21 protein-coding genes are annotated in these 19798 nt (G+C 60.4%); 10 read left to right on the top strand and 11 right to left on the bottom strand.

Annotated features, from left to right (window positions below; genetic code table 11):
- Positions 1-254: 254 nt before the first annotated feature.
- The gene (locus AC5ZG5_RS04840) at positions 255-1172 is read left to right on the top strand and encodes a c-type cytochrome (protein WP_456641232.1); all 918 of its coding nucleotides are present in this window, start codon (positions 255-257) and stop codon (positions 1170-1172) included.
- Between the two features lie 14 nt (positions 1173-1186).
- Here AC5ZG5_RS04840 and AC5ZG5_RS04835 read toward each other — a convergent pair whose 3' ends face one another.
- From AC5ZG5_RS04835 to AC5ZG5_RS04810, 6 genes are all read right to left on the bottom strand, one after another.
- The gene (locus tag AC5ZG5_RS04835) at positions 1187-1594 is read right to left on the bottom strand and encodes a c-type cytochrome (protein WP_456641231.1); all 408 of its coding nucleotides are present in this window, start codon (positions 1592-1594) and stop codon (positions 1187-1189) included.
- Positions 1578-2471 carry a cytochrome c oxidase assembly protein gene (locus AC5ZG5_RS04830; RefSeq protein WP_456641323.1) on the bottom strand — a complete coding sequence of 298 codons (894 nt, stop codon included), beginning with the start codon at positions 2469-2471 and terminating at the stop codon, positions 1578-1580. The genes AC5ZG5_RS04835 and AC5ZG5_RS04830 overlap by 17 nt, the downstream gene beginning before the upstream one ends.
- A 328-nt stretch (positions 2472-2799) precedes the next feature.
- A complete protein-coding gene (locus AC5ZG5_RS04825) occupies positions 2800-3402 on the bottom strand; it encodes a cytochrome c oxidase subunit 3 (RefSeq protein WP_456641230.1) in 603 nt (200 codons plus the stop codon).
- On the bottom strand, positions 3399-5312 hold the full coding sequence (gene ctaD / locus AC5ZG5_RS04820) for a cytochrome c oxidase subunit I (protein WP_456641229.1): 1914 nt from the start codon (positions 5310-5312) through the stop codon (positions 3399-3401). The genes AC5ZG5_RS04825 and ctaD overlap by 4 nt, the downstream gene beginning before the upstream one ends.
- On the bottom strand, positions 5309-6322 hold the full coding sequence (gene coxB / locus AC5ZG5_RS04815; RefSeq protein ID WP_456641228.1) for a cytochrome c oxidase subunit II: 1014 nt from the start codon (positions 6320-6322) through the stop codon (positions 5309-5311). The genes ctaD and coxB overlap by 4 nt, the downstream gene beginning before the upstream one ends.
- Entirely contained in the window at positions 6319-6882 is a 564-nt protein-coding gene (locus AC5ZG5_RS04810) for a c-type cytochrome (protein ID WP_028161940.1), read from the bottom strand. The genes coxB and AC5ZG5_RS04810 overlap by 4 nt, the downstream gene beginning before the upstream one ends.
- Positions 6883-7055: 173 nt before the next feature.
- On the opposite strand from AC5ZG5_RS04810, the gene AC5ZG5_RS04805 reads away from it, so the two are divergent.
- Positions 7056-9365, top strand: coding sequence for an FdhF/YdeP family oxidoreductase (locus AC5ZG5_RS04805; protein WP_456641227.1), 2310 nt, complete (start codon positions 7056-7058; stop codon positions 9363-9365).
- An 11-nt stretch (positions 9366-9376) separates the two neighbouring features.
- The gene (locus tag AC5ZG5_RS04800) at positions 9377-9586 is read left to right on the top strand and encodes a hypothetical protein (RefSeq protein ID WP_456641226.1); all 210 of its coding nucleotides are present in this window, start codon (positions 9377-9379) and stop codon (positions 9584-9586) included.
- Between the two features lie 43 nt (positions 9587-9629).
- Here the strand turns inward: AC5ZG5_RS04800 and AC5ZG5_RS04795 are convergent, their stop codons facing one another.
- From AC5ZG5_RS04795 to AC5ZG5_RS04785, 3 genes are read right to left on the bottom strand one after another with little or no spacing between them, the layout of a single operon-like run.
- A complete protein-coding gene (locus tag AC5ZG5_RS04795) occupies positions 9630-10391 on the bottom strand; it encodes a DUF305 domain-containing protein (RefSeq protein ID WP_456641225.1) in 762 nt (253 codons plus the stop codon).
- Positions 10392-10410: 19 nt separating this feature from the next.
- Positions 10411-10953: a hypothetical protein gene (locus AC5ZG5_RS04790; protein WP_456641224.1), complete on the bottom strand. Its 543-nt coding sequence runs from the start codon at positions 10951-10953 to the stop codon at positions 10411-10413.
- Positions 10954-10971: 18 nt separating this feature from the next.
- Entirely contained in the window at positions 10972-12147 is a 1176-nt protein-coding gene (locus AC5ZG5_RS04785) for a zinc-dependent alcohol dehydrogenase (protein ID WP_456641223.1), read from the bottom strand.
- A gap of 166 nt (positions 12148-12313) precedes the next feature.
- Between AC5ZG5_RS04785 and AC5ZG5_RS04780 the strand changes: the two genes are divergently transcribed.
- Together AC5ZG5_RS04780 and AC5ZG5_RS04775 are read left to right on the top strand one after the other, a co-directional pair.
- A complete protein-coding gene (locus AC5ZG5_RS04780) occupies positions 12314-13096 on the top strand; it encodes an SDR family NAD(P)-dependent oxidoreductase (RefSeq protein ID WP_456641222.1) in 783 nt (260 codons plus the stop codon).
- A 96-nt stretch (positions 13097-13192) separates the two neighbouring features.
- Positions 13193-14050, top strand: a complete 858-nt coding sequence (locus AC5ZG5_RS04775; protein WP_130222697.1) for an SDR family oxidoreductase — start codon at positions 13193-13195, stop codon at positions 14048-14050.
- A gap of 540 nt (positions 14051-14590) precedes the next feature.
- Here AC5ZG5_RS04775 and AC5ZG5_RS04770 read toward each other — a convergent pair.
- Together AC5ZG5_RS04770 and AC5ZG5_RS04765 are read right to left on the bottom strand one after the other, a co-directional pair.
- A complete protein-coding gene (locus AC5ZG5_RS04770; protein ID WP_456641221.1) occupies positions 14591-15367 on the bottom strand; it encodes a Crp/Fnr family transcriptional regulator in 777 nt (258 codons plus the stop codon).
- A complete protein-coding gene (locus tag AC5ZG5_RS04765) occupies positions 15349-16014 on the bottom strand; it encodes a sensor histidine kinase (RefSeq protein WP_456641220.1) in 666 nt (221 codons plus the stop codon). The genes AC5ZG5_RS04770 and AC5ZG5_RS04765 overlap by 19 nt, the downstream gene beginning before the upstream one ends.
- 206 nt (positions 16015-16220) lie before the next feature.
- Between AC5ZG5_RS04765 and AC5ZG5_RS04760 the strand changes: the two genes are divergently transcribed.
- The 5 genes from AC5ZG5_RS04760 to AC5ZG5_RS04740 all read left to right on the top strand — a co-directional run bounded on the left by AC5ZG5_RS04760 (position 16221) and on the right by AC5ZG5_RS04740 (position 19649).
- Positions 16221-16439: a hypothetical protein gene (locus AC5ZG5_RS04760; RefSeq protein ID WP_456641219.1), complete on the top strand. Its 219-nt coding sequence runs from the start codon at positions 16221-16223 to the stop codon at positions 16437-16439.
- 396 nt (positions 16440-16835) lie between these two features.
- Positions 16836-17450 carry an NAD(P)/FAD-dependent oxidoreductase gene (locus AC5ZG5_RS04755; RefSeq protein WP_456641218.1) on the top strand — a complete coding sequence of 205 codons (615 nt, stop codon included), beginning with the start codon at positions 16836-16838 and terminating at the stop codon, positions 17448-17450.
- Positions 17441-17677: a hypothetical protein gene (locus AC5ZG5_RS04750; protein WP_456641217.1), complete on the top strand. Its 237-nt coding sequence runs from the start codon at positions 17441-17443 to the stop codon at positions 17675-17677. Before AC5ZG5_RS04755 ends, AC5ZG5_RS04750 begins: the two co-directional genes overlap by 10 nt.
- A gap of 136 nt (positions 17678-17813) precedes the next feature.
- Positions 17814-18206 carry a RidA family protein gene (locus AC5ZG5_RS04745; RefSeq protein ID WP_456641216.1) on the top strand — a complete coding sequence of 131 codons (393 nt, stop codon included), beginning with the start codon at positions 17814-17816 and terminating at the stop codon, positions 18204-18206.
- A 327-nt stretch (positions 18207-18533) separates the two neighbouring features.
- Positions 18534-19649 carry a TIGR03118 family protein gene (locus AC5ZG5_RS04740; protein ID WP_456641215.1) on the top strand — a complete coding sequence of 372 codons (1116 nt, stop codon included), beginning with the start codon at positions 18534-18536 and terminating at the stop codon, positions 19647-19649.
- Positions 19650-19798 lie beyond the last annotated feature (149 nt).

Raw genomic sequence — 19798 nt, 5'->3', positions numbered from 1 at the left:
GGCCCTCGCACGTCAATCAGGCGACCGGCGGCCAGGTTTTCCCGAACCAGGAGATCGACGAAATCCATCGACAGGAGGTTCGCAACATCGGGCGCTTCGACGAAACCCGAAGTTCCGATTTACCCCTACATCCAATTTACCCCCTACACGGGCTATCGCTTCGGTGCCGCCATAGTGGCAGATCGAGAGGCCAGGGAACGGCGAGGAAATCGGGCGCGTTAGTGCAGCCGGGAAGACAATCATGTAAGGGTTAGATGCGCGCGCGCATATGGTTTAGCGCAGGAATTGCGACCGCAGCGGTTCTCGCTGTTGGTGCCTGGTTGATCACCGCGCCACAGCGTTTCGCTTCCCCGGACCTTGCCCGTTTTCAGGATAAAGCTGGGGATGCCGTCCGCGGTAAGATGGTTTTTGCTGCAGGCGATTGCGCCTCGTGCCACGCATCACCGGGTCAGGCTGATCGACTGCACCTGGGCGGAGGACTCGCTCTCGCCTCGCCCTATGGGACGTTTCGTGCGCCCAACATCTCAATGGATCCGGTGGACGGCATCGGCGATTGGCAAACGAAGGACTTGGCTAACGCGCTGCTCAACGGCGTTTCCCCGGGCGGAACGCACTATTATCCAGTATTTCCCTATACCAGCTTTACGCATATGCACCCGCAAGATGTCGCGGACCTGATGGCGTATCTGCGGACGTTGCCGGCGGTCAAAGGGCGGCCGCCTCCGCACGATCTGGTCTCGCTGTTTAGCGTTCGCCGCTTCATCGGATTCTGGAAAATTCTTTATTTCAGGCCCGGTCCGCTCGCGCCTGATCCTGCTCGCGACGAGAAATGGAATCGGGGCCGATATCTCGTGGAAGCACTCGCACATTGTGCCGAGTGCCACTCCTCGCGCGACATGTTCGGCGGCATCAAGACAAAGACACGCTATGCCGGCGGTCAGGATCCGGAGGGAGCGGGTTATTACCCGAACATCACGCCAGAGGGCCTCGACCATTGGCCGGAACAGGATCTGATCGAGATGCTCCGAACCGGGAAAACGCCTGACCATGGCCGCGTCGGGTCGTCGATGGCCGATGTCGTCACCAACACAGCGATGTTGCCCGAGAACGATCGCGAGGCGATCGCGTTCTACATCAAATCGCTGCCGCCACGGCCGACGCCGACCCCCTGACTCTATTCCTCATGTTACCGGGCGTAGAGATAGGCGGCGACGTCGCGCGCCTCAACCTCGGTGATTCCGGTGGCCGGCATTGCCGTGCGCGGCGAAAAGGCCTGCGGCGCCACGATCCACCGAACCAGGTTGTCGGGCGAGTTCGCCGCGACGCCGGCAATGTAAACACGGCCGCGCAGACCTGCGAGCGGCGTGCCGACTTGGCCGTCGGCGCCGGCAACACCCGGGATCGTGTGGCATCCCGTGCAGCCGTAACGGCGCATGATCTCCGGCGCGTGCGAAGGATCGCCACCGGTCATCGCACGGGCAACCCTCTCCGTCTGATGTTGGGAGTTCCACGCAAGCTGCGCCGCGATAGCTGCAGCGACGCAGATTGCTGTAAGTACGAGTACCCACACGCGAGGTCTAGGGAGCGACGACATCGGCTTGTCCTGCAGTCTTTCCCGCTCCCTTGATCCAGATCGCGATCAGCGCCAGCGCGGCGCCAGCGTAGATCGTGCCTGCCGGCACCCACATGATAATCCCGGCGAGTTGCTGATCCTCCAGCGGCGTCAGGCCCCAAGCCGCGGACGCGGCCGTCTGCTGCTGATAGAGCACGCGCGGTGCCAGCGCCATCAGCGCGCCGAGCAAGCTAGTGTGCAGCATGGTAACGAACACGTGCCAGGCCGCCGCGCCTGTCTCGCTGCGGCGAAATACTGACCACCAGAACAACACCGCCGTCACAAAGAAGCTGAGATGCTGTAGTCGATGCAGCAGCAGGTTGTCGACCGCGGCGTCGAACAGCACCGGGGCATGCCATGCCCAGATCGCAACGCCATGCAGCAAGGTGGCGTTGCGTCCAGCGCTCAGCCAGTTCCATGTCGTACGGGTGACTGGATGCCGCATCAGGCGACCCATATTCAGACGTGTCCGTCGCGGCAGCGACCACAACAATGTCCCAACCGGCCGGGCGATGGCAATCAGCGGTGCCGCCACGGCCATGATGATCTCGTGCTCCACCATGTGAAACGTGAAAAGACGTTCGCCGAGCCAGTGCAGCGGAGAAATCAGGGCGGCAGCAAGGGAAAGCCAGCCGACGAGGCAGGCGATATCGCGCCAGTTCCGGGCGCCGCCGTTCCATCCTCGCCGCTGCGACAGCGTAAGCGCACCAATGGCGTACATTCCGCCGAATGCGAGAAGAGGGACAATGATCCAACAGTCGAAGGTCCAGCTCGCGCCGTCGAGAGACTGCTCGACGCCATGGGCATCCGCCGGGGTTGCCAACAGCAATATGAGCAGGGAAGAGGCTATCTTTCGCATCCGGTCAGCACCGTCGAAGCAATGCCCTGCATAAGCAGGGCAAAAGTGAAGACAAGCGCGGCAAGGCTGCTGAGCACGCCGACAAAGGAAGCCGTCTCGTCGGATGCCGCAGTCTGCGCAGATGCTGGTCTCGCTGATCGCCATGAGGCAAGCCCCGCAAGGGCAGCGATCATGGAACCTATGAACGAGGCAATGGCGGACGCATGCAGTTGCGAGCGGCAGTCAGCATAGGGCAGGATTTGTCCGAGTTGCATGTTCACGGCCCAGACGAGCGGCGCGAGCCAGAGGCCGGCCCAGAGCAGAAGATGGGATACAATCCTTGACGTGCTCATAGCCGCGGGATCCAGTAGATGCAGCCGTAGATCGGAAGCCAGGTGGCGACGACAAAGTTCCAATACATCGCGTTGTCCTGGACGTCGCCGAACCGCCTTGCATTGTTGCCGTGGCGGGTGAACATCAACGCGGCGAGCACTAGCGTATCGACGAGATCGGTCACGATGTGGGTCGTGTGCAGGCCCAGCAGCGTCCAGACGATCGAGCCATAGGCGTTGGTATCCCAGCTAATCCCAAGTGCGGGAAATTCGAAGATACGCACGATCAGCGGCGCAACGCCGAAGAGCGACATCACAACCATTCCGATCCTGATCTTGCGGAGGTCCTGTTGCTCCGCCAAGCGTGACATCAAGACGTTCGGGACGAGGCTTGCCAGCAGGATCAGCGTCACCAGCGTGCCCGGCAGCAGGTCGGGCTTCGGCGCATCGATCGGCCAGGTCGCAGCCAGGCTCATGAGATAGAGATAGACCGCGAGGACGAGCCCAAAGCCGGTGCCCTCGATCAGCATGAAGGCGAGCGTGCCCCACCAAGTGACACTGGCGCTGCCCATGCCGTGCAGGGGGAGCTTTGAGAGGTCGAGTGTAACTCTCTCCTTCATGACTCGTCCTCCGGCGTGCCCTTCGGCCAGAACCAGCCGATGAGGGTGATCGCGATCGGGATCGAACCCCAGACCACCGCCCAAGGTGAGAAGATCGACCAGATCAGCATCACCGTCGTTGCGATCGCCGCCCACAATGGCCAGATCGAATTCCGCGGCGAAGCCTCACGCGCCTGCGGCTCGGCGGTGACCAGCGAGGTGACGACCAGTTCGCGCCGATCGGTGCGCAAGCCGCTCGCGACGGCAAGGATGTCGCTGCGATCCCAGAGCGGATGGGAGCTGCTCACGGCCGGTATGCGCGCAAAATTGTAGCTCGGCGGCGGCGAAGCCGTCGCCCATTCCAGCGTCGGCGCGTCCCACGGATTGTCGCGAGCTGCCGCCCCGGAGCGGGCGCTGCCAATGGCATTGAGAAAGAAAAGCAGGAAACCGGCGACCAGGATAATTGCGCTCAGGCTGGCAAACAGGTTCATGCCATGCCATGGCATGTCCGGCTGGTAGGTATAGATCCGGCGCGGCATGCCCTGCAGGCCAAGGATATGCATGGGAAAGAACGTGAGGTTGAATCCGATGAAGATCAGCCAGAACGACCATTTCCCGAGTGTCTCGCTCATCATCCGTCCCGTGATCTTGGGAAACCAATAGTGGACGGCGCCGAGCAGCGGGAAGACGGCGCCGCCGATCAGCACATAATGGAAATGCGCCACGACGAAATAAGTGTCGTGGACCTGGGTGTCGAAGGGCACGGAGGCCACCATCACGCCGGTCAGTCCGCCGATGACGAAGGTGACGATGAATCCGATGATGAACAGCAACGGCGTCGCGAACAGGGGCTTGCCATCCCACAATGTCCCGAGCCAGCAAAAGATCTGGATGCCGGCCGGGATCGCGATGGCCATGCTGGAAGCTGTGAAGAAGCTGTTGCCCAGCCTCGGCAATCCAGCGACGAACATGTGGTGTACCCATAGCCCGAACGACAGGATGCCGGTTGCGATCAGGGCCATCACCAACGCGAGATAACCGAATGCCGGACGACGGGCGAACGGCTCGATCATCGTGGAGACCATGCCGGCCGCCGGCAGGAAGATGATGTAAACCTCGGGGTGGCCGAAGAACCAGAACAGATGCTGCCACAACAGCACGTCACCGCCTTCAGCGGGATTGTAGAAGTGCGTGCCGACGAGCCGGTCGAGAATCAGGCTGGTGCTCGCGACCATGATCGCCGGCATCGCCATGATGACAAGGAACGCGGTTACCAGCATTGCCCAGACGAACACGGGAATGCGGTCGAGCGTCATGCCCGGCGCGCGCTGCTTGAAGATCGTCACGACGAGCTCGACGGCCACGGCTAGCGCCGAGAGCTCGGTGAACGTGATCATCTGTGCCCAGATGTCGGCACGCTTGCCGGCGCCGTATTGCGGGCCGGAGAGTGGCACATAGGCGAACCAGCCGACGTCGGGAGCCATGTCGAGCGCAAAGGAGAGCCAGAGCAGCGCACCTCCGGCGAGATAGATCCAGTAGGAGAACGCATTCAGCCGAGGAAAGGCGATGTTGCGCGTGCCGACCATCAGCGGCACCAGATACACCGCCATCGCTTCCATCACGGGCACAGCAAACAGGAACATCATGTTCGCACCGTGCATCGTGAAGATCTGGTTATAGCGGTCTGGCCCCATCAAGCGCGCTTCCGGCTGTGCGAGCTGGATCCGCATCAGCGCGGCGAGAATGCCCCCAAGCGCGAGAAACACGAAGGCCGTCAGGATGTAGCGTCGGCCGATGATCTTGTGGTCGACCGTTGCAAGCGCACCCCACAATCCGCAAGGCGTCTTCCAGGTTTCCGCGAGCTCGGCCTTCAGCTGGCTTCGCTCGAGATCGGTGTCGCGCGTATCCGGTCCGCTTATGTTCGCCTTCATTTCAGGCTCGCCAGATAGGCCGACACCGCGCGCAGCTCCTCGGGCGTGAGCGGCACCGTGGGCATATTATTGCCTGGCTTGATCGTTTGCGGGTCGGCGATCCACGCCGCGAGCGATCCGCGTGTTGTCTCGAACAGGCCAGCAGCGATGTATTTGCGGCCGCCGATATGGGTCAGGTCGGGACCGGTCGTGCCCGATGCCGCCGTGCCGCGAACCGTGTGGCAAGCTGCACATGGCTTCGCGAGAAACGCGTGCTGGCCTGCAGCGAGCTCTTCTTCGGATGGCTGGATGGCCGGCTGCCGCTGTGCGCTTGTCCACCTGTCGAATTCAGCCTCGCCTTCCGCAATGACCAGGAACGCCATGTGCGCATGCTGCATTCCGCAGAATTCCGCGCACTGCCCGCGATAGATGCCAGGGTTTTCGGCGCGAATGAGCAGCTCGTTGGCGCGGCCCGGGACAAGGTCCTGCTTGCCGGCTAGGCTAGGCACCCAGAAGGAGTGGATGACGTCGAGCCCCTCGAGCCGGAGACGTACGTTGCGACCGACGGGAATGTGAATCTCATTGGCGGTTTCGAACCGTTCCTCCGGGCTCGCGCCAAAATATTCGACGCTCCACCACCACTGCAGGCCGCGCACCTTGATCGTCAACTCGTCGTTGGCGGTAACGCCCAGCGCGCGCGTCGCAAAGAAACTCATGACGGTGAATCCGCTGATGACGACGGTCGTGGCCGCGACCGCGGCGACGATGGTGATTGTCATGCGCCGCTGCGTCGAAGGCTGCGGTGCGATCGGCAACGGACGTTCCGGGCGATTGCGCGACAAGGTGATGATCAGCACGATCATCACCAGCATCCAGACCACGGAGCACACCGCTACGACCAAGATGATCAATTGCTTCAGGCTCATCGCTGGTGCGCCATGCGCATCCAGCGCCGACTGCCAGCCACTGCAGCCGGCCAGCAGGAGCGCAGGTGTAACGACACATACAAGCCTGGTCGCGTGTCGTATCACGGCGTCGGCCCTTGATCCGGATGGAGCGGCGTCGGTCCCGGGTCGAACAGGATTTTCGCCGGCGCGCGGTTTTCCGCAGGCCGCGTATGCTTCTCGTCGTTGCGGCTCGGGGCGGCAGTCTTGCCGGCATAAGAGCCGATCGTCTGCACGTAGCCCGCGAGCTGCCAGATCTGATCGGTGGTCATCTTGTCGCGATAGGCCGGCATGCCGTGTGGCCGGCCATCGCGGATCGAGGCAAAGATCGAGACCATCTCGGGGCCGTAGTACCACCAGCCGTCGAGGAAGCCCGGGCCGATGCCGCCTTCGCCATTGCGGTGGCAGGCCTTGCAGCCGAACCATGAATAAAGCCGCTTGCCCTGGCTGAGATTGTAGGCATTGGCCTCGTAAGGTTTCTCCAGCGCAAAATATACATTGGGTGGCGCACCGCTGATGCCGTTCGGCATCAGCGCTACTTTGTCGAGCGCCTCCGCGACCGGTGGATCGAGCCGGAGTTGTCGTTCCTCCCGTTGACATCCGGCCACAGCTATCGCGATGCCGATCAGGAGCGTGGCCATCCGCATGGTTCAATCTGCTGAGAATACAGGAAACCTCGGACTCGTAATCGATGTCGTGGAGCAAAGTTCCTGTAAACGACGCCGGGAAATGCCAAGGGAGTGAAGAGGTTAGGAACGAACCTCGCCGATGGAGCTTGAATGGGAAAATTCGCGAGACAAGCTTCTGCCAAGGAACAGCCATGTCCACCAAACGCAAACTGAGCGCAGACCTCGAAGTCGAGCCGTATGAGCACCCATCTGGCGGATGGGGGTCGGTACGATCCCTTGCTCGGAGTCTCGCGCGCGATCACGTGCCGTTCACGGGCCCGCGCGTTCTGCTCCGCCAGAACAAACCCGACGGCTTCATGTGTGTCAGTTGTGCCTGGGCGAAGCCGGCCGATCCGCGCGTGTTCGAGTTCTGCGAGAACGGCGCCAAGGCGACCACGTGGGAGATCACGCACAAACGCGTGACACCGGAATTCTTCGCCGACAAGCCGCTCGCTGAGCTCGAGGCCTGGGACGATCACCACCTCGAGGCTGCCGGCCGCTTGACCCACCCGATGCGCTGGGATGCTGCGCGCGACAAATATGTGCCGGTCGGCTGGGAGGAGGCGTTCCGCGAGATTGGCCGCGAACTGAAGGCGCTGCAGCCCGATAGCGTGGTGTTCTACACCTCCGGCCGAGCCTCACTGGAGGCGTCCTTCATGTACGGGCTGTTCGCGCGTGCCTACGGCACCAACAACCTGCCCGATAGTTCCAACATGTGTCACGAGACGACGTCGGTGGCATTGCCGGAGAGCATTGGTGTACCGGTCGGCACCTGTACGCTTGACGACTTCAGCAAGACCGACTGCATTTTCTTCTTCGGACAGAATGTCGGCACCTCCAGCCCGCGGATGCTGCACGAGCTGCAGGAGGCGTCGCGTCGTGGCGTGCCGATCGTGACGTTCAATCCGCTGCGAGAACGGGGTCTGGAGGAGTTCGTCAACCCTCAGGCGCCCGGCGAAATGCTGATGGGATCGCCAACCCGCATCACCTCGCAATATCATCAAGTCAAGACCGGCGGCGACACAGCGGCAATCATCGGCATTGCCAAGGTGCTGCTGGCGCTCGACGAGAAGGCCGGCCCTTCCGATCCGGTCATTGATTGGAATTTCATCCGCGAGCATACGCATGGCTGGGACGAATTCGCCGCCGCCGTGAAGGATTGCGAGTGGGTAGAGATCGAGCGCCGCTCTGGCTTGACACGCAATGCACTGGAAGCTGCCGCCACAGTCTACGTGCATGCCAAATCAGTGATGTTCATCTACGGCATGGGCCTGACCCAGCACGAACGGGGCGTTGAAACTGTCCAGACCATGGTCAACCTCGCGCTGATGCGCGGCAATATCGGACGTCCTGGCGCCGGCATCTGCCCGGTACGCGGGCATTCCAACGTCCAGGGGCAGCGCACCGTCGGGATCACCGAGAAGCCGGACATGGTGCCGAAGGACAAGATCAGGGAATTGTTCGGCATCAATGTGCCCGCACAGAAAGGTGCGACGACAGTCGAAGCTTGCGAGAAGATCATCGATGGTTCTGTGCGCGCTGTGGTGCTGCTCGGCGGCAACCTGGTTCGTTCCGTTCCCGACCACCGACGGGTCGAGCCTGCCTGGCGCAGGCTGCGCCTGACGGTGAACATCCTGACCAAGCTCAACCGCACGGCGCTGGTGCATGGCGAGATATCCTACATCCTGCCATGCCTCGGCCGCATCGAGATCGACGAGCAGGAGAGTGGGCGGCAGGCGGTCTCGATGGAGGATTCCACCGGCTGCATGCATGGCTCCTGGGGGCAGGTGAGGCCGGCGAGCTCCGACTTGCTGTCCGAGCCAAGAATCATCGCCGAATTGGCGAAGGCTGCGGCACCCACACGCTCGACCATTCCATGGGATGCATGGGTGGCGGACTATAGCCGGATCCGCGATGCGATCGCGGCGACCTATCCCGACATCTTCCACGATTTCAACGCGCGGCTCTGGAAACCCGGCGGCTTCCATCGCCCGCTCGGCGCTCGCGAGCGCCGATGGAACACGAAGACCGGCAAGGCGAACTTCATCACGCCGGATTCGCTTGCAACCGATATCGACATGCGGCCTGAGGATCGCGACATCGTCCAGCTCATCACGCTGCGCAGCAACGGCCAGTTCAACACCACCATCTATAACTACGACGACCGCTTCCGCGGTATCCACGGATCGCGCTATGTCGTGCTGATGCATCCCAACGACATCGATCGCTTTGCGTTGAAGGAGGGAAGCGTTGTCACGCTCGCCACGGCCGCGAACGACGGCGTCAAGCGGGAGGTCGGCGGGCTTCGGGTTGTCGCCTACAACATCCCGGAAGGGTGTATTGCGGGCTACTATCCCGAATGCAATCCGCTATTGCCGCTTTGGCATCACGAGAAGAAGGCCAAGACGCCGGCGGCGAAGTCGATTCCAGTGCGGGTCAGGGCCGATGTGCGTGCGGCGTGAGGAGGGTGATCATGTCCGACAAAGAGGAGCAGAAGCGCATCCAGGAGAAGCAGGGCGGCCACCATATGCCGCCAAGGCCCGATGACGGCCCGCCGCTCGACGATACCGACCGCAACACTGACAAGGTCATCAAGCCGTCGCGCCGCAAGCCGGAGCCTTACGCTAGAGCGTTTTCGAGTGAAGTGGACATCGGTTCGCGTGAAGAAAACGCGTCAAACTAGAATCTAGAGCTTCGGTTCTGATTCAGTCAGAACAGAAAATGCTCTAGTTCACGTTGTCGGCGAACATGTTTCGAAACGCTGCAGTGACGGCCGCGACGCCGGCTGCGCCCTGCATCAGCGCGATCTCGCCTTGCTGCTCGTGGCGGATCGCATGCGCCATGATGCGCAGGCGCGGGTCGCCGTCGCTGCGCCATTGCTGATCGGCCATCTTCACCGCGCCCTTGTGATGCAGGGTCATCATTTCAACGAACAGTGCATCGAACTGGTCCGGTGAAGCGGCGCTGACCTGCTGCATCTGCACGGAGGTGAGGTAGCCCGGCATTTCGGAGCGCTCCTCGGCCGAGCAGCCCGGCATGGCCGTGTCGAACCAGCTTCGCCACCAATTGTCGAAAATCCTGTTCTCGCCGGTTTGGCTCGCGACCATCAGCATGGCAAGCGACCGCAGATCTGGGTCCTGGGCGCGCTTGATGCCCAAGCGGGCCAGCTCGATGCCCTGTGCGTGATGGGCGGTCATGTGGCGGATGTAGGTTTGATCCGACACCTTGTCGCGGCCGATCCAAGGCAGCTCGCGGCCGAGGCTGGACAATAGTGTTATGCCGGCGAGCACGATGACGATCGCCAGTGATGCGCTCAGCCATACTTTGCCGAACCGAGCGTCGCTCTCGGGGGCTTCGCCCGGCGGCCAGCGCAGCCAAGCAAACAGCGGATACATGAAGGCGGAAGCGCCATGAACGAGCCAAGTTCGGCCGCCGCGAGCCAGTGCGATTTCGTTCTGCGTGCCGTTCGCGTCCGGGTGTTGCCGCAAGGCGTCACGCCCATTTCATCTACGACGCTCGGACGGCTGCCCGGCCAAAGAGGTTCTTCGCGGAACTTCGTGCGGCCTCTAACCCCTTCGGGAAGCCACTCCGGTCGGCATAGAGGCGCCGTCCCCCGCCACGCCTCGGTGAGCGCGCCACCGTCTGCTGAACAGCCTTGTAATCGAGGAAGGCGATCCCTCCGACCATCAGGAGCGCGAGCGCGACATTGTGCTTCTTCGGGTTGTCATATCTGAACCCGGACAGCAGTGTAGCGGCGTCCAACCCGTCGCCGGCAACGCGGCTCCACATGCCGGCACGCTTGTCCACGGAAAGCGACATGACGCCGCTGAACAGCTCGCGGAAGCCGTAGGCGCGGACGAGGCCTTCGCTTCCCCGCATCCCCAATGCGCGCGTGATCCGCCGCGACGCGAGCACTTCCATCGCACCAAGACCGATGCTGAACCAGCCAAGCCTTCGCGCGAGGCGGTCGGCCGGCTCGATCGAGCTCGGGCCGCTGCGCACGATCTTCGGGTCACCCTTGGATCGCATGATGTTGGCAACGTAATACATGTTCTCGCCTCGCTATATTCAGGGCTTCAGCACGACCTTGACGCAGCTGTCCCGCTTGTCGCGGAATACCTTGTACATCTCGGGCCCTTGCGCCAAATCGACGGTGTGGGTGATCACGAAGGACGGATCGACCTGACCTTCCTCGATCCGCCGCAGCAGGTCGTCGGTCCAGCGGTTGACGTGAGTCTGGCCGGACCGGACCGTTAGTCCCTTGTTCATCAGGGCGCCCATCGGCACGTGGTCGGAAAGACCGCTGTAGACGCCCGGAATCGAAATCACCCCGCAGGGCCGGCAGACATAGATCATTTCGCGCAGCACGTGCGGGCGGTCGCTCTCCAGCATCAGCATCTGCTTGGCGCGGTCGAGCAGCGTATCCGGCTGCGAGGCCATCACATGCGCTTCCATGCCGGTCGCGTCGATGCATTTCTCCGGACCTTTGCCGTCGGTGAGTTCGTTGAGGCGCTCGGCCACGCTTTCGGATTCGAAATTGATGGTGGTCGCGCCGCCTGCTTCCGCCATGCTCAGCCGCTCGGGGACGCAATCGATTGCGATCACCTGGTTCGCGCCGAGTAGAAGCGCGCTGCGGATCGCCATCTGACCGACCGGGCCGCATCCCCAGATCGCCACCGTATCGGTAGGTTCGATGTGGCATTGAGCGGCGGCCTGCCAGCCGGTGGGGAAGATATCGCCCAGAAAAAGTGCCTGCTCGTCGGAAACGGCGTCGGGGATCTTGATGTGCGTGGTGTCGGCGAAGGGAACGCGCAGATACTCGGCCTGGCCGCCGGGATAGCCGCCGGTCAGATGAGTGTAGCCGAACAGGCCGGCAGTCGTGTGACCGAATACCTTGTTGGCCAGATGCCGCTTGCGGTTGGTGGTCTCGCATACCGAGAAATTGCCGCGTCTGCACTGCTCGCACTGTCCGCAAACGATAGTGAAGGGCACCACGATCCGGTCGCCCTTCTTCAGCTTTCCATCCATACCGTGGCCGACCTCCACGACTTCGCCCATCATTTCGTGTCCCATGATGTCGCCCGGCAGCATGCCCGGGATGAAGTTGTGAAACAGGTGAAGATCGGAGCCGCAGATCGCGCAGCTCGTGACCTTGACGATGGCATCGCGCGGATCCTCGATCTCGGGATCGGTGACGGTGTCGCAACGAATATCTTCCTTGCCGTGCCAGACCAGCGCTCTCATGCCTTGCCTCCGGTATCCGAACGAAATTCCAAAGTCGGATCACCGACGATGGTTGCTAGCTGCCTTTCAGTTTTTTGCTGAGCCGGCTGAGCGCACTGCGGAGGTAATAGGAACGGCGGTTCGCGATGGTGGTTGATTGGCAAACGCACAAGTTGAGGAAGTTCACATGTCTCAGGGACAATTTGCCGTCGTCACCGGCGCTTCCACCGGCATCGGTCTGGAACTTGCCAGGTGCTGCGCCCGCGCAGGCTTCGATCTCCTGATCGCGGCTGACGAGCCCGCCATCGAGACCGCGGCCGAAGAGCTTCGCGGCCATGGTGGAAAGGTGGATGCGGTCGACGCCGATCTGTCGACCACAGAGGGCGTCGACCGGCTCTATGCAGCGACCAAGGGGCGTCGGGTCGATGCCTTGCTTGCGAATGCCGGCGTCGGGCTCGGCCATGCGTTCCTCGATCAGGATTTCAACCGGGTCAGACGGGTGATCGATACTAACATCACCGGGACCGTCTATCTCATCCACCGCGTTGGCAATGATATGCGCCGCAGCAACGCTGGATGCATCCTGATCACCGGCTCGATCGCGGGTTTCATGCCGGGCAGTTTCCAGGCGGTGTACAATGGCAGTAAGGCATTTCTGGATTCATTCTCATTTGCGCTGCGCGAGGAGCTGCGCGGCACCGGCGTCACCGTGACCTGCCTGATGCCGGGTGCGACCGAAACCGAGTTCTTCCGCCGCGCCGATATGATGGATACCAGCGTCGGCACAGCCAAGAAGGACGATGCGGCTGGAGTCGCGAAGGCCGGCTTCGAGGCGATGATGAGCGGCAAGGGCGACATCGTCACAGGCATCAAGAACAAGATCCAATCGGCCGTTGCCAACGTGCTGCCCGCTGGCGTGCTGGCGCGGCAACATCGCAAGATGGCCGAGCCGGGCACGGCGAAATCGTAGCGACGCGTAAGGCGGAATTTCGCGGCCACAGTTTAGCGCGCCACAGATCGTCCTGGTTGGATTCAGGAACCAAGCACGCCTCGACCGGAGATACACATGATCGACTATCCAAAGCCGCCATATCCCATCCAGAAGCAATCCATGCCGGGGTCCACGCAGGCTATGAAGCCTCCTCCGGACCACGGCGAGGCCACCTACAAAGGGTCAGGCCGGTTGCAGGGAAAGAAGGCCATCGTAACCGGCGGCGACAGCGGTATTGGTCGCGCGGTAGCCATCGCGTTCGCGCGCGAGGGGGCAGATATCCTGATCGCTTATCTCAACGAGAAGGAAGACGCTCAAGAAGTAAAACAACTCATCGAGAAGGAGGGGCGCAAGGCGGTCCTTGTCGAAGGCGATCTCCGAAATGCGGAGCACTGCAGGCAAGTGGTCAGCCGCGCGGCAAGCGAACTCGGCGGCGTCGATATCCTCGTCAACAACGCCGCGCACCAGGCGACGTTCAACGATATTGGCGATATCAGTGACGAGGAGTGGCGGCTCACCTTTGAAGTGAATATTCACGCGATGTTCTATCTCGCGAAGGCAGCGGTGCCGCTCATGAAGGCCGGCAGTGCAATCATCAACACGGCGTCGGTGAATTCTGACATGCCGAATCCCATGCTGTTGGCCTATGCGACGACCAAGGGAGCAATTCAGAATTTCACTGGCGGACTGGCGCAGATGCTCGCTGAAAAGGGCATCCGCGTGAACGCGGTTGCTCCCGGTCCGATTTGGACTCCCCTGATCCCATCCACCATGCCGGAAGAGGCGGTGAAGAACTTCGGCAAGCAGGTGCCGATGCAGCGGGCAGGGCAGCCGGCTGAACTCGCTACCGCCTATGTAATGCTGGCCGATCCCCTGTCGAGCTACACCTCCGGCACCACCATCGCAGTCACAGGCGGCAAACCGTTCATCTGATCTTGGGGAACGGCCGGCGGTACCATTAGCGACCGCTGCGCTTAGGAACGCTGTCATGCGCAAGCAGTTGACGCGCCTCTAACTGGAAAGGACATCAACTGGAAAGGACATCGACATGAAGTTGGCTACAATTGGTTTGGCTGCCGCTTTCGCGCTTTCAACGTCGATTGCGTTCGCTCAGGGAGGCGGAGGCGGTGGTGGGGGTGCGGGTGGCGGCTCCGCTGGTGCATCCGCCGGCTCGTCTTCTGGAACGGGCGGTACGGCTGGCTCCGCTGGCCGCACCACGGGCAGCTCACAAGGAACGGGCACCGCAGGCTCGTCCACCGGGCCCGGCGGAGCAAACGGTACTTCCGGCGGGCCTACGTCATTGAGTGGCACTGGCTCTTCCCAGAGCGGCGGCTCGAAGCCTGGAGCCACCGACAAGCAATGAGAACCGAGGAAGCCCCGTTCATTTACGGGGCTTTCCTTTATGCATGCGGAAAAGGGCGCGCTTATACTTCCGATCCTCGCTATCCGCGATATGCAGAACGTTCTGCTCGATCAGAGCATTGCCCGCTTTGGCCCCGTCTTAGAATGCGCATGTCGCATGCGACTCTCAGGTTGTTTGGCCTCCGACAGGTGAAGGTAGTCCGGCAGGAACTCGGCCACGAGCTCAAGCTCCTTGCGCCGGCACAGGGTCACGACGCGGCCTTTCCATTCGATCAAGCCGCCACGCCTAAGCTCCTGTATGGTGCGGTTGATGTGCACAGTCGAAAGGCCGCAAATATCAGCGAGATTCTGCTGAGTGAACGGAAGACGAAACTGATCCTCCTGCAAAAGCCCTACGACTTCGAGCCGGGTCGCAAGCTCGCAGAAAACATGCGCCACTCTGGATAACGCGTCGCGCGATCCCAAGTTGGCGACCCATTCGCGGCAGACTGCGGCATCGACCAATGTCTCACGCCAGAAAGCATGCGTCAGCGTGGGAGAATTCATCAGCAGGTCGCTGAGAAAATCGTGCTGTACAAAGGCAATCGTAGATTGGCCGGCACTACATAGGTCATGGTCCATGCGCGATAGATGCAACGTATGTAAGTCGGGCATATCGCCCGGCACGTAAACTGACAGTATCTGGTTTCGAGTCCCCACAATCTTTTGACCAACAAGAAATCCGTTCATCACGACTGCACAGTGGAATGCTCTTTTGCCTTCGCGCAAGACATACTCGCCATCAGCGAACGTCTTCACCGTCTCCGGCATGTTCACTAGCTTGCTTCGGTCGTGCTCGGACAAACCGATCGAAGCTTGCAGTCGCTCGATCAGTTTTTGGGCTGGCATTGCATTTGCTTCGGCTTTACCAGCCGCGCACGAACACCAAGGCTGTCGTGTTCAAATTGAAGTTCCGCATTGAGCCCGTTTGCTAAAGATCGCATTAGCTTAAATCCAAGTCCTCCATCGGTGGACGGATCGAAATTCTCCGGGAAACCGACCCCGTCGTCCGTCACTTCTACGATCAATGAGCCATCGTTTCTCGTTTCGCAGCGTACATTGACCTTAACCACTAGACCCGACGGATGCGCATACTTGCTGGCATTTGTCAGGAGCTCTGCGGTGATCAGTCCGACATGAAGCGCATGACGCGGGTCGATGTCGCCGTCGCAAGCGTTTTCGACCGTTAGGTCCATTCTTCCTTCCGAGCCAAGCGTGCTGATCGTTTCGGAAATTTCTCGCAAGAAATCGCCGAGTCTTACTCCGTTGCTGTTTATGGTCACAGCCAAGCATTTGTGGAGTTTCGCCATGACCTCAATGCGCGCACTGATGTCATCGAGCAACATGCAGACTTGCGGAGTCGTAAAGGTCTTGCCGCCCTTTGAGATAGTGTTGCGCTGAAGGCGAATAACCCCGCTCAAGCTAGCTAAGTTGTTGCCTATCCGGTGATCGGCCTCAGCCAGCCCGACAAACTCATGTTGAATCAGAATTGACATCTTTCTCGTCCTCCAAACGATAGCGTGCGCCTGAGGACGTTGGAAATCAACAAAACTGTAGTAAGTTCAATATGTTATTTTTTCAAAGAAAGTCTTTGTAGCTATGACTGTTTAATCCCCGCTCGGCATTAAGTGAGTAGAATTAGCTAGGAACTTATTTTAGGCTTCATGGGTTGAAGGAGTACGCGGCTGACGGGGAAAGTCAGATGGGTGAGCTCAACAGGGCCGAGCGGCTCCAAATTATGCTGACGGGAGCGGAACTGCGGATCATCGATACGTGGCGATTCGCAAAGCGGATGCCGAGTAGGGCCGCCGCAATCCGAGAGTTGCTCAAACGGGGCTTGGCCGCCGAAGGATTTGCGGAAGCCGTAGACGGCCAGAGGTCGAAGGATTTTTCCGTTATGCCAAATAAAGCTGCCGAGTAGCTCTGGCCTTAGCCCAATATTCATGCGGCGCTTAAGGGCCCAAAGCCCGGTTGCAGTTGCCCCCGTTTGGTTTCGCGCGCTGGACGCCAGTGAAGAACCTGACGTTCTCGAGTGAAGTGTTGTGGGCCCACGTCAATACGTCGATGACGGGCAGTTCTGTCTTTGCTCCCGCAGCACCAATACCGCAACCATACACCTTCGCCGGGCAGAATACCGTGTCACTTCATTTCCAGGCACGGCGCAACTTCTAGCGTCGGCGGCGACGCCTATAAGTCTTGACCAGCGAGAAGGAGGCACTTTTCTATTCACGTAAATCTCCAAGACCTCTGGTGATGCTCCGCCAGAGGTTCTCTTTAAAGGAACGCTTCGCGATCGACCGTCGCCATCTTCGAGTGGATGATCGACGATCTCGCTGGTCCTGTAAGGCTCGACGCGGATCGTCGGCTTTGGACCAGTGCGATAGCCGCTCCATTTCATGTGCGGGTTCGTGATGTCCAGCGTAGCGGTTGCTTCGATCTCAGCGCTCATCGATACGGCGAAACGCTGTCGTTTCGCGCAGGCCCCCATCTGGAAACACTTGGATGGCATGGCCTGCTTGATGCAGAGACGGCATTAGTCAGTCAAGGCAGCTATTCCGTGTGGGGTAATAAAGCGCTGCGTCGTGGTCTGTTCCACCAGGAAGAAATGTCGGGCTGGCACATCGATCGTTATCGGCTTGAGGCTCGGATGGCGGAAACACTTGAAGTCGATGGCGTAAGTCGCGTTTTTTGTGAAGCCCGGCAGTTCTCGAGATCTGAAACCGGAATCGCCGTTGAGCTTGCTGACGGATCATCGGTGAATACGCGGCTGTTGGTCGATTGTTCAGGCCGCTCCGCTGTGACCGCAGGTCCGGCAGTGACGCTCCGTCGCCTCGACAAGCTCGTGGCCTGCTACAGCGTCTTCACGCTTGATGAGGACGTTGAGGCCATCTCGGTTACGCTTGTTGAGGCTGTGGCGATAGGATGGTGGTAGGCGCGAACGGACTTGCTACCGCCCTGTGGAGCGGAATTCAGGCAGCCGAAAGCGTTGTCGGATTTATTACGCAAAACGACGGGACGAAAGCGGTTCGGTATCAGCAGCAGTTCCTGCAAGGCATCGCATCGCACCTTGCTGCACAAACGGCGATGTATGCCTCCGAGCACCGCTTTATCGACGCGCCATTCTGGCAGCGACGACGAGGTCCGTGGTTGGAAAATTGATCGATGCAGTCATTCGCTGAGGCGCGAAAGCCAAGTTTTCTTTTTTCACCTGGAGGATATATATGACTTTGATTCACGCTTGCTCGCCACCGTTCTGGCTTGTGTTCTCATAGGAAGTCCGGCTTGTGCTGACGGAGTGAAGATCATCCCGTCCGTCAACGGAGGTGTGAAGCCGACCGGATCGTGGAGCGCAGGTGCACGCGCTGGCGATTTTGTGTTTGTCGGCGGCATGCGCGGTATCGATCCTGCCACCAACAAGCTCGTTGATGGCGAGGAGGCACGTATCCGCCAGATGTTCGTCAATATGCAGCAGGTCGCCGCTGCCGAAGGTGCGTCACTAAGAGATGCGGTACGCTTGACCATCTATGTATCTGATGTCGTGCGTTTACGTCCTGTGGTGAATAAGGTGCAGGAAGATCTTTGGGGTAAAGGACCCTATCCGCCACGTACTGTTCTCGAGGTTCGAAAGCTCGATCAGGATGACATCGCCGAGGTCGATGGAACGTTCTATGCGCCACTGAAGAAATAGTGTCGGGTGTCATGGAGCGGCTTGGTCAAATGACCAAGCCGCAGACTCTTAATCAGCGGGTCCCAGGTTCGAGCCGTAATGCGCCCCCACCAAAGCAGGATCAACCACCCGCATCTGCCAACTGTCACCCGATCGTGAAAAAACTAACAAAAAGGTCATTTGAGTCGGCGCGACGTCCGAACAGATTATAAGTTGTCGCTCGTGCCCCACGGGCGTTCAGAATTTCCCATTTCCAGAAGCGCTGTCACCTCCGAAAGGGGATGGCTTCAGATCAACGCGCCGTTGACCGGGGCGGAAGACACGCGCGTTACGAAACTGGAGGAAACCATGGACGCAATGAGTCTGGATCACGACCATCATAACCATCATCACCATCACAAAGAGCAGGAGGAGGTCGCCTTCACGCAGACCAATCTGGTCTCGGATACTCCTGGCGCCGCGCCGACGATCGATCCAAACCTCATCAATCCCTGGGGCGTTGCCCACAGCGCGACCAGTCCTTTTTGGGTCTCGGACAACGGGACGGGTGTGACGACAATTTATGATGGCGCTGGAATGCCGGCCGGGCCTAAGCTTGTAACGGTCGCGGCGCTCCCCGGCCAGGACCATTCCGATCCCACTGGGCAGGTGTTCAACGGCGGAGGCGGTTTCGACATCAGCGGCCTCGACATCAACGGCAATGCAACGACGGCGTCCTCGCTGTTCATCTTCGCAACCGAGAGCGGCACCATATCCGGCTGGAATCCCAAGGTGGACCCCACAAGCTCGGTCATCGCGGTCGATAATTCGAGCAATGGCGCCGTCTACAAGGGCCTTGCGATCGGCAGCAACGATGATGGCACCTTCCTTTTCGCCGCCAACTTCCACAACGGAACGGTCGATGTCTTCGACCAGAACTTCAAGCAGGTGAACAGCTTCACCGATCGGCATCTGCCGCACGGCTATGCGCCCTTCAACGTCCAGGTTCTTGACGGCCACTTGTTCGTTACGTTCGCGCTGCAGAATGCGGATAAGCATGATGACGTTGCTGGTGCTGGCCACGGCTTTGTCGACGAGTTCGATCTGGAAGGGCACCTGCTCGACAGGGTGGCGTCGCGCGGGCCGCTCGATTCTCCGTGGGGCCTTGCGATCGCGCCCTCTACCTTTGGAGAATTCGCCAACGATCTTCTTGTCGGGAATTTTGGTGACGGCACGATCAATGCGTTCGATTTGAAGAACGATCATTTTGAGGGCAAGTTGCTCGACGCCAAGGGTGCGCCAATCACCATTGGCGATCTCTGGGCCCTCGTTCCCGGCAACGGCAGTGCCAACAGCGATCCCAACAAGATCTACTTTACGGCCGGCGTGGAGAACGAAGCGCATGGCCTGTTTGGCAGCTTGGCGGCGATCCCCGAACCGGATCGATCCACCATGTCGATGCCGGGCTCGCATCCGCACGGCTGAGGGCCGGGCCAGCGCTTAGCGATAGCGCTTGGCTTTGCGCGCTGCACGGGTGACTCAAACGAGGACGACGCACGCTTCCGCCGAAGCTTGAAGCGGCGACAACGCGTGCTTCGCCGAGGCGAATGCCTCGCCCGTTGGGTTGAAGATGG

The organism is Bradyrhizobium sp. Ses1 (genome assembly GCF_059512365.1).
This window is presented reverse-complemented; position numbering and strand designations above follow the sequence as displayed.

Coding starts and splice junctions, on each gene's coding strand:
- AC5ZG5_RS04825 (WP_456641230.1), bottom strand. CDS start 3,402: ATGAAGGAGAGAGTTACACTCGACCTCTCAAAGCTCCCCCTGCACGGC.
- AC5ZG5_RS04830 (WP_456641323.1), bottom strand. CDS start 2,471: ATGCGAAAGATAGCCTCTTCCCTGCTCATATTGCTGTTGGCAACCCCG.
- AC5ZG5_RS04800 (WP_456641226.1), top strand. CDS start 9,377: ATGTCCGACAAAGAGGAGCAGAAGCGCATCCAGGAGAAGCAGGGCGGC.
- AC5ZG5_RS04770 (WP_456641221.1), bottom strand. CDS start 15,367: ATGCCAGCCCAAAAACTGATCGAGCGACTGCAAGCTTCGATCGGTTTG.
- AC5ZG5_RS04760 (WP_456641219.1), top strand. CDS start 16,221: ATGGGTGAGCTCAACAGGGCCGAGCGGCTCCAAATTATGCTGACGGGA.
- AC5ZG5_RS04805 (WP_456641227.1), top strand. CDS start 7,056: ATGTCCACCAAACGCAAACTGAGCGCAGACCTCGAAGTCGAGCCGTAT.
- AC5ZG5_RS04775 (WP_130222697.1), top strand. CDS start 13,193: ATGATCGACTATCCAAAGCCGCCATATCCCATCCAGAAGCAATCCATG.
- AC5ZG5_RS04750 (WP_456641217.1), top strand. CDS start 17,441: ATGGTGGTAGGCGCGAACGGACTTGCTACCGCCCTGTGGAGCGGAATT.
- AC5ZG5_RS04790 (WP_456641224.1), bottom strand. CDS start 10,953: ATGTATTACGTTGCCAACATCATGCGATCCAAGGGTGACCCGAAGATC.
- AC5ZG5_RS04740 (WP_456641215.1), top strand. CDS start 18,534: ATGGACGCAATGAGTCTGGATCACGACCATCATAACCATCATCACCAT.
- AC5ZG5_RS04765 (WP_456641220.1), bottom strand. CDS start 16,014: ATGTCAATTCTGATTCAACATGAGTTTGTCGGGCTGGCTGAGGCCGAT.
- AC5ZG5_RS04785 (WP_456641223.1), bottom strand. CDS start 12,147: ATGAGAGCGCTGGTCTGGCACGGCAAGGAAGATATTCGTTGCGACACC.
- AC5ZG5_RS04755 (WP_456641218.1), top strand. CDS start 16,836: ATGATCGACGATCTCGCTGGTCCTGTAAGGCTCGACGCGGATCGTCGG.
- AC5ZG5_RS04810 (WP_028161940.1), bottom strand. CDS start 6,882: ATGCGGATGGCCACGCTCCTGATCGGCATCGCGATAGCTGTGGCCGGA.
- ctaD (WP_456641229.1), bottom strand. CDS start 5,312: ATGAAGGCGAACATAAGCGGACCGGATACGCGCGACACCGATCTCGAG.
- AC5ZG5_RS04780 (WP_456641222.1), top strand. CDS start 12,314: ATGTCTCAGGGACAATTTGCCGTCGTCACCGGCGCTTCCACCGGCATC.
- AC5ZG5_RS04840 (WP_456641232.1), top strand. CDS start 255: ATGCGCGCGCGCATATGGTTTAGCGCAGGAATTGCGACCGCAGCGGTT.
- AC5ZG5_RS04835 (WP_456641231.1), bottom strand. CDS start 1,594: ATGTCGTCGCTCCCTAGACCTCGCGTGTGGGTACTCGTACTTACAGCA.